Origin of the sequence: Pseudonocardia sp. D17 (assembly GCF_036984265.1) — a bacterium.
GTDB lineage: Bacteria > Actinomycetota > Actinomycetes > Mycobacteriales > Pseudonocardiaceae > Pseudonocardia > Pseudonocardia benzenivorans.
The window spans coordinates 1-380 of the sequence record NZ_BPRG01000209.1 but is presented as its reverse complement, the minus strand read 5'-3'; the positions used below and the strand labels follow the sequence as shown (position 1 = coordinate 380).

Genomic DNA, 380 nt, shown 5'->3' with positions numbered 1-380 from the left:
CTGAAGCGCTTCCTCGTCCGCGAGGTCCACGCGGCCGTCCTCGCCGACTTCTCCGCATCCCGCGCCCTTGACAGTGCATAGGAGCATCTGGCTGCTCGAACGCCGCCGCCGCGCCGAACGAGCCCTCACCACGCGCCACCTGCTACCTGCTCGGGGTCTCGACCCGCCGAATGGAGAAGCTCGTCGAGTCCCTGGGGATCACCCGGCTGTCGAGGTCGCAGGTCTCGACCATGGCCCAGGAGCTGGACGCCCAGGTCGAGGAGTTCCGGTCCCGCCCGCTCGATCAGGGCCCCTACACGTTCGTCGCCGCGGACGCCCTGGTGCTCAAGGTCCGTGAGGGCGGGTGGGTGGTCAACGTGCACGCCCTGCTCGCCACGGGT

General features: G+C 70.0%; 1 pseudogene. It reads left to right on the top strand.

Annotated features, from left to right (window positions below):
- Window positions 1–88 precede the first annotated feature (88 nt).
- Window positions 89–380 (top strand): annotated as a pseudogene (locus tag PSD17_RS27720) (transposase); the annotation flags it as partial.